Raw genomic sequence first — 336 nt, forward strand, 5'->3', positions numbered from 1 at the left:
CAGGGATGCATATGCTGCATAGTCATCTTCATATGCCTGATTGTCTGTCTCTTCTGCAGGGATGTCATAAGGATGATTCTGTTCCGACACTGCCGGTTCAGGGGCTGTGCTCTGTCTGTTTTCAGGGGACATTTGTGGCTTCTCATCTTTTACCGGTGTGAATATCAGGTTGCCGATCACGATAGCTTCACGGCGGTCAGTAGTGTCACTGTTGGGCGTGGGGATACCGATATATTCTAACTGTGCGTTCATGGCTCGCTGAAAGGCGTCTCGTCCCCTGCTGGCGTCCAGGTCATTGAAATCGGTCAGTCCCTGTGCTTTTTCCGCCTCCGTAAA

Annotated in this window: 1 pseudogene; it reads right to left on the reverse strand. The window is 51.2% G+C overall.

Annotated features, from left to right (window positions below):
• Nucleotides 1-336 (reverse strand): annotated as a pseudogene (locus E0D98_RS26250) (DNA primase); the annotation flags it as partial.

The sequence above is a fragment of the Escherichia sp. KCJ4928 genome (assembly GCF_004352695.1).
Classification (GTDB): domain Bacteria; phylum Pseudomonadota; class Gammaproteobacteria; order Enterobacterales; family Enterobacteriaceae; genus ECMA0423.